The 6,130-nt window shown below is 72.3% G+C and carries 6 protein-coding genes and 1 tRNA gene; 6 read left to right on the forward strand and 1 reads right to left on the reverse strand.

Annotated features, from left to right (window positions below):
* Positions 1–17 precede the first annotated feature (17 nt).
* Genes tmk through HOQ23_RS16060 form a run of 3 tightly spaced genes read left to right on the forward strand, consistent with a single transcriptional unit; the run spans position 18 to position 3,420 of the window.
* A complete protein-coding gene (gene tmk / locus HOQ23_RS16050; protein ID WP_367650535.1) occupies positions 18–668 on the forward strand; it encodes a dTMP kinase in 651 nt (216 codons plus the stop codon).
* Positions 665–1,846 carry a DNA polymerase III subunit delta' gene (locus tag HOQ23_RS16055; RefSeq protein ID WP_172215589.1) on the forward strand — a complete coding sequence of 394 codons (1,182 nt, stop codon included), beginning with the start codon at positions 665–667 and terminating at the stop codon, positions 1,844–1,846. The genes tmk and HOQ23_RS16055 overlap by 4 nt, the downstream gene beginning before the upstream one ends.
* Positions 1,843–3,420, forward strand: coding sequence for an alpha/beta hydrolase (locus HOQ23_RS16060; protein ID WP_367650536.1), 1,578 nt, complete (start codon positions 1,843–1,845; stop codon positions 3,418–3,420). Before HOQ23_RS16055 ends, HOQ23_RS16060 begins: the two co-directional genes overlap by 4 nt.
* Before the next feature lie 33 nt (positions 3,421–3,453).
* Here HOQ23_RS16060 and HOQ23_RS16065 read toward each other — a convergent pair whose 3' ends face one another.
* Entirely contained in the window at positions 3,454–4,380 is a 927-nt protein-coding gene (locus HOQ23_RS16065; RefSeq protein WP_172215591.1) for a LysR family transcriptional regulator, read from the reverse strand.
* A 102-nt stretch (positions 4,381–4,482) separates the two neighbouring features.
* Here HOQ23_RS16065 and HOQ23_RS16070 point away from each other — a divergent pair, with 102 nt between their 5' ends.
* The 3 genes from HOQ23_RS16070 (at position 4,483) to HOQ23_RS16080 (ending at position 6,070) form a co-directional block, all read left to right on the forward strand.
* Entirely contained in the window at positions 4,483–4,671 is a 189-nt protein-coding gene (locus HOQ23_RS16070; RefSeq protein WP_172215593.1) for a hypothetical protein, read from the forward strand.
* Between the two features lie 110 nt (positions 4,672–4,781).
* Positions 4,782–4,854 (forward strand) — tRNA-Thr (locus tag HOQ23_RS16075).
* Between the two features lie 196 nt (positions 4,855–5,050).
* Entirely contained in the window at positions 5,051–6,070 is a 1,020-nt protein-coding gene (locus HOQ23_RS16080) for a DEAD/DEAH box helicase family protein (RefSeq protein ID WP_172215595.1), read from the forward strand.
* Positions 6,071–6,130: the final 60 nt, after the last annotated feature.

Genomic DNA, 6,130 nt, shown 5'->3' on the forward strand with positions numbered 1-6,130 from the left:
CGCATAGGGTGGAGGCCGTGAGCGTGGATCCGGGTGTGTTCGCCGAGACCGGCGTCTTCGTGTGCTTCGAGGGCGGTGAGGGCTCGGGCAAGTCGACCCAGTCCCGGCTGCTGGCCCAGCGCCTCGACGCGGCCGGCTACGCCACCGTGCTGACCTTCGAGCCGGGCGACACGGGCGTCGGCAAGGAGCTGCGCCGCATCGTGCTGAGCCCCGAGACGGGCGCGCTGGCCGACCGCACCGAGGTCCTGCTGTACGCCGCCGACAAGGCCGAGCACGTCGAGACCCTCGTCCTGCCGGCGCTGGCCCGCGGCGCGGTCGTGATCACCGACCGCTACGTCGACTCGACCCTGGCCTACCAGGGCGCCGGCCGCTCGCTCGCGGTCGCCGAGGTCGAGGAGGTCGCCCGCTGGGCCACCGGCGACCTGCGCCCGCACCTCACGGTCGTGCTCGACCTCGCACCCGAGACGGGCCTGGCCCGCTTCGAGACCCGCGACCGGATCGAGGGCGAGTCCGTGGAGTTCCACCAGCGGGTGCGCGCCGCGTTCCTCGAGATGGCCGGCGCCGACCCGGACCACTACCTCGTGCTCGACGCCCGCGCATCGGTCGAGGAGATCGCCGACGCGGTGTGGGCACGGGTCGAGCCGCTGCTCGGGCAGGCGACCCGATGACCGCCGTGCAGCAGGCGCCCACGGTCTGGGACGGCCTGGTCGGCCAGCGTGCGGCGATCAAGGCCCTGCGCGCGGCGGCCAGCGGCCACGGGATGAGCCACGCCTGGCTGTTCACCGGCCCGCCCGGCTCCGGGCGCTCCAACGCCGCGATGGCCTTCGCCGCCGCGCTGCAGTGCGACCGCGCCCCCGCCGAGCCCGGCTGCGGGCAGTGCCACGCCTGCCGCACCGTCCTGGGCGGCACCCACGCCGACGTCAAGCGGATCAGCACCTCCGGCCTCTCGCTGGGCGTGCGCCTCGTGCGCGACCTGGTGCGCTCGGCCTCCCTGTCCCCGGTGGGCCAGCGCTGGCAGGTGATCGTGGTCGAGGACGCCGACCGGCTCACCGAGCAGGCCGTCAACGCGCTGCTCAAGGCGATCGAGGAGCCGGCCGAGCGGACCGTGTGGATGCTGTGCGCCCCCACGGTCGAGGACGTCCTGCCCACGGTCCGCTCCCGCTGCCGCCTGGTCACGCTGAGCACGCCGAGCCCGCGCGACGTCGCCGGCTTCCTGGTCGCCCGCGACGGCGTCCCCGAGGCGCTGGCCGCCTCCGCCGCCCGCGCCAGCCAGGGCCACATCGGTCGCGCCCGCGCGCTGGCGCGCGACCCCGAGACCCGCAAGCGCCGCAACGAGGTCGTGGCCATGCCGGCCAAGCTCACCAGCCTGGGCGCCTGCATGCGCTGCGCCGCGCGGATCGCGGAGGTCAGCAAGGAGGAGGCCGAGGCGCTCACCGGCGACCTCGACGCCCGGGAGAAGGTCGACCTCGACGCGGCCTACGGCGTGGTGGAGCGGGGCCGACGCCCCCGGGAGTACGCCCCCGCCCTCGCCGAGCTGCTCAAGGAGCAGAAGACCCGCGCCAAGCGACGCCACCTCGACGTCGTCGACCGGGCGCTGATGGACCTGGTGTCGGTCTACCGCGACGCGGTCGCGCTCGCCTCGGGCGCGACCGGCGAGCTGGTCAACGAGGAGATCCGCGCCGACATCGAGTGGCTGGTCGAGACCTCCAGCCCGGAGCTGAACCTGCAACGGATCGGCTGGATCTTCGAGGCCCGCGAGCAGATGCTGGAGTTCAACGTGCCCCCCGCCCTCGCCCTGGAGTCGATGATGGTGTCCCTGCGCGCCCCCGACGGAGCCGGGCGGTGAAGCCCGCGACCGTGCGGCTGGTCGTGCTGGTGACCGTCGTCGCCCTCGTGCTCGGCACCATCGGCGTCGCGATCAGCGCCCTCACCTCCGGCTCGGGGTCGGGCTCCTCCGACGGCAGCGGTTGGACGCCCGCGCCCACCGGGGCGGCCGACCCCGGCGCCCGGGAGGCTCCCGCCGCGGACCTCCAGGAGTTCTACGACCAGACGGTCGACTGGCAGCGCTGCTCCGGCGAGGGCGACTTCGAGTGCGCCCAGGTGGAGGTGCCGCTCGACTACGCCGACCCCGACGCGGAGAGCATCGAGCTGGCCCTGCTGCGCGCGCCCGCCACCGACCCCGAGGCGCGCATCGGCTCGCTGCTGGTCAACCCGGGCGGCCCCGGCGCGCCCGGCACGACGTACGCCGCGCAGTCCTCGCAGGCCTTCCGTCCCGAGCTGACCCGGGTCTACGACATCGTCGGCTTCGACCCCCGCGGCACCGGCTCGAGCTCGCCCGTCGACTGTGTCCCCGACGCCGCGCTGGACCGCTACCTGGCCCAGGACCCGGTGCCGGACAGCGACGCGGAGGCCGGCGACCTGGTCTTCTTGACCCGGGCGTTCAACCGCGGCTGCGTCGAGCGCTCCGGTGAGATCGCGGCCCACGTGTCCACGGCCGAGGCCGCCCGCGACCTCGACGTCCTGCGCGCCGCGCTCGACGAGGACACGCTCACCTACTTCGGCGCCTCCTACGGCACCCAGCTCGGCGCGACCTACGCCGAGCTCTTCCCCGACCGGGTCGGGCGGATGGTGCTCGACGGCGGCGTCGACGTCACCCTCGACGCCCGCGAGTCCAGCCTGGGGCAGGCGCGGGGCTTCGAGACCGCGCTGCGCGCCTACGTGCAGAACTGCGTCGACGCCGGCGACTGCTTCCTCGGCGACTCCGTGGAGGCTGGGCTGGAGCGGATCTCCGGGCTCCTCGACGACCTCGACGCCAAGCCGCTGCCGACCCAGGACGGGCGCGAGGTCGGGCCGGGCACGGCGTTCCTCGGCATCGCGACGCCGCTCTACAACCGCACGTACTGGGATCTGCTCGACCAGGCGCTCCAGCGCGCCTTCGACGGCGACGGCACCGTCCTGCAGCTGCTGGCCGACAGCTACGCCTCGCGCGGCCCGGACGGCTACCTCGACAACTCCACCGAGGCGATCGTCGCCGTGCGCTGCCTCGACGACCCGGCCTCGGTGCCGGCCGGGCGGATCCCGGAGGAGTTCGCGGCCTTCGACGAGGCCGCGCCCACCTTCGGACGGGTCTTCGCCTGGGGGCTGCTGGGCTGTGTGGGCTACTCGGCCCGCTCCGAGGAGGAGCCGCTCGACATCCGCGGCGAGGGCGCAGCGCCGATCCTGGTCATCGGCACCACCCGGGACCCCGCGACGCCGTACGAGTGGTCCGTGGCGCTGGCCGACACGCTGGAGTCCGGCGTCCTGCTCACCCGCGACGGCGACGGGCACACCGGCTACAACGCCGGCAACGCGTGCGTCGACGAGATCGTGGAGGCCTACCTCATCGACGGCACGGTGCCGGAGGACGGCCAGCGCTGCTGAGCGGCCGCCTCGGCCACCTGCCGCCGCGGGGGGTCAGCGGGTGCGGACGGGGTCCGCGATCGCCTGGATGCGGGCGGTGGCCAGCTCGATCATCAGCTGCGCGGCGGGGGAGAGGGTCGCGCCGGTGCGGTGGACGATGGCGAGCGTGTCGTACTGGCGCGGCCGCAGCGAGACCCAGCCGGCGTCGGGGGCCAGGCGGGGGAGCAGCTGGAGCGCGGCGCCCTTGTTGACCACCGAGTCGGCCAGCCCCATCCCCACGAGCTCGACCGCCGTCTCGACGTCCTCGACCTCGATGCGGGTCTGCGGGTTGCGTCCGGTCTCGTGCAGCATCCGGCGCAGCACGATCCGGGTGGAGTCGCGCGCCCGCCACGTGGTCTCCGGCATCACCAGTGAGGCCTGCGCCAGTCGGTGCGCGGTGAGCGGGGTGGTGAGGCGGTCGGGGTCGCTGCTGATGTAGACCAGCTCGTCGCGGGCGACCGGGGTGATCGTCAGGCCTTCGCTGGTCGCGCTCGAGACCGCGATCATCGCCGCCTCCAGGCGTCCGCGGCGCAGGTCGTCCTGGACGTCGAGGGAGTTCTGGCCGACCAGCTCTACCCGGACGCCGGGATGTCGGGCGAGGACGTCGGCGACCAGGCCGGCGCCGGCGTACAGCCGCGCGGTGCCGAACATCCCGAACCGGATGGTCCCGGTCTCCAGCGAGCGGACCTGCTGCACGGCCTGCTGTGCCTCGCGGACCGCGGTGAGGGCCTGCTCGGCGTGCGGCCGCAGCGACTCGGCGGCGTCCGTGGGGACGACGCCGCGGCCGACGCGGCGGAAGAGCTCCACGCCGAGCGTGCGCTCGAGGCTGCGGATCTGCTCGGAGACCGAGGGCTGCGCGTAGCCGAGGTGCTCGGCGGCCGCGGTGAGCGAGCCGTGCTCGTACGTCGCGAGGAAGCAGGTCAGCTGGTGCAGCGAAAGCATAGGGACAACCTATGTGGGTCCGAGGAAACCGAGGCTACCCCTTGTGGTGAGTCCGGGGGACGATGAAGTCGTCCCCGTTCGCACCCACGGAAAGGAACCGCGGTGTTCACCCACGTCTGCAGCGCCTGCGACAAGCGCCAGCTCATCTTCCCCAGCCAGGTCACCGCGGTCGCCGCCGGTGCGCACGGTCCCGTCGCCACCTTCACCTGCTGGTGCGGCGCCACCCAGTCCGCGCCGCTGCGCCTCGTCGCCGACTCCCGCCGTCCGCGCGAGGTCGAGCTCGTCGCCTGAGGTCGGGGCCTGACCTGGCCCCGATCGAGATGCCGGAGCGGGTGCCGGTTTCGCGCCCCGGTCGGGGCGTCGGTATGCTCTGCCGGGTTGTCCGGCGTGCCGGGCGACGCGCCGCCTTAGCTCAGTCGGTAGAGCGAATCACTCGTAATGATTAGGTCGTCGGTTCGATTCCGACAGGCGGCTCAAGCAGGAGGCCCTGACCAGCAGGTTTGCTGGACAGGGCCTCCTGCTATTCCGACTGTCTCGCCTCTACCCGGTGATTGCCCGGTAATTGAACGCCACTCAGGTCGGGAGAGTGTCTGGCGCGGCGACCAGGGTCCGCGCGCGAGTCACGGGGGAACGGCGCGTCAGCGCGTCCCGTGAGGCAGACTCTGTACGCGTGACTGCGACGATCTACGAGGTTCTCGGCGACCTCCGCACCCAGGCGCTCGACGAGCGCGACAAGGGCGACAAGTTCGAGCGCCTCATCAAGACCTATCTGCTCAACGACCCCGAGTGGGCGAACCGGTTCTCCGACGTGTGGCTTTGGACCGAATGGCCGGGCCGCGAAGGGCGTCCGGACACGGGCATCGACCTGGTCGCCGCCTTGCGCGACGAGGATGGGTACGCCGCCATCCAGTGCAAGTTCTATGCCCCCGGCTCCACCGTGGCGAAGGGCGACATCGACTCCTTCCTCTCCGCCTCGGGAGGCAAGGAGTTCACACGGCGCTACATCTTCGACACGGCCAAGGCGTGGTCCCCGAACGCCACCGACACGCTCGCCCACCAGGCCGTGCCGGTGCAGCGCGTTGATATCGCTTGGCTCGACGAGTCCGCGTTCGACTGGTCGCAGTACTCCTGGACCACCCCCGAGGTCCTGGTCTCGACCGGGAAGAAGGCGCTACGCCCGCACCAGGAGCGCGCCCTTCATGACGTCTTCGGCGGGTTCCGCAGCCACGAGCGCGGGAAACTCATCATGGCCTGTGGCACCGGCAAGACCTACACCTCGCTCAAGATCGCCGAGGAACTCGTCGGCGCGGGTGGACGTGTCCTGTTCCTGGTCCCGTCCATCCAGTTGCTATCCCAGAGCCTGCGCGAGTGGATGGCGAACACCGAAGTCGACATCCGGCCGTTCGCGGTCTGCTCTGATGTCCGGGTGGGGCGCAAGGTCAGCACTGACGACGCCGACATGCCGACCATCGACCTCACCGAGCCCGCGACCACCGATGCCCAGACGCTGGTGGAGCGGATGGCGGTCGGGAAGTACGCCAAGGAGCGGATGACGGTCGTCTTCTCGACGTACCAGTCCATCGATGTCATCGCCCAGGCGCAGAACCTCGGTTTGGACGGTTTGGGACTGCCCCCGGTCTTGTTGACACTCGGGGTTTGCGGGGATCAGGCCGCTTCTGAGATCGCGTAGATCATCTCAAACTCGACCGGGGTGAGCTTGCCGAGGCCTCGTTGGCGACGCCGGCGGTTG

Origin of the sequence: Nocardioides sp. zg-DK7169 (assembly GCF_013155365.1) — a bacterium.
Taxonomy (GTDB): Bacteria; Actinomycetota; Actinomycetes; order Propionibacteriales; family Nocardioidaceae; genus Nocardioides.

Excerpts from the sequence above, each read along its gene's own strand:
- HOQ23_RS16055 (WP_172215589.1), top strand. The coding sequence starts at position 665 with ATGACCGCCGTGCAGCAGGCGCCCACGGTCTGGGACGGCCTGGTCGGC.
- HOQ23_RS16065 (WP_172215591.1), bottom strand. The coding sequence starts at position 4,380 with ATGCTTTCGCTGCACCAGCTGACCTGCTTCCTCGCGACGTACGAGCAC.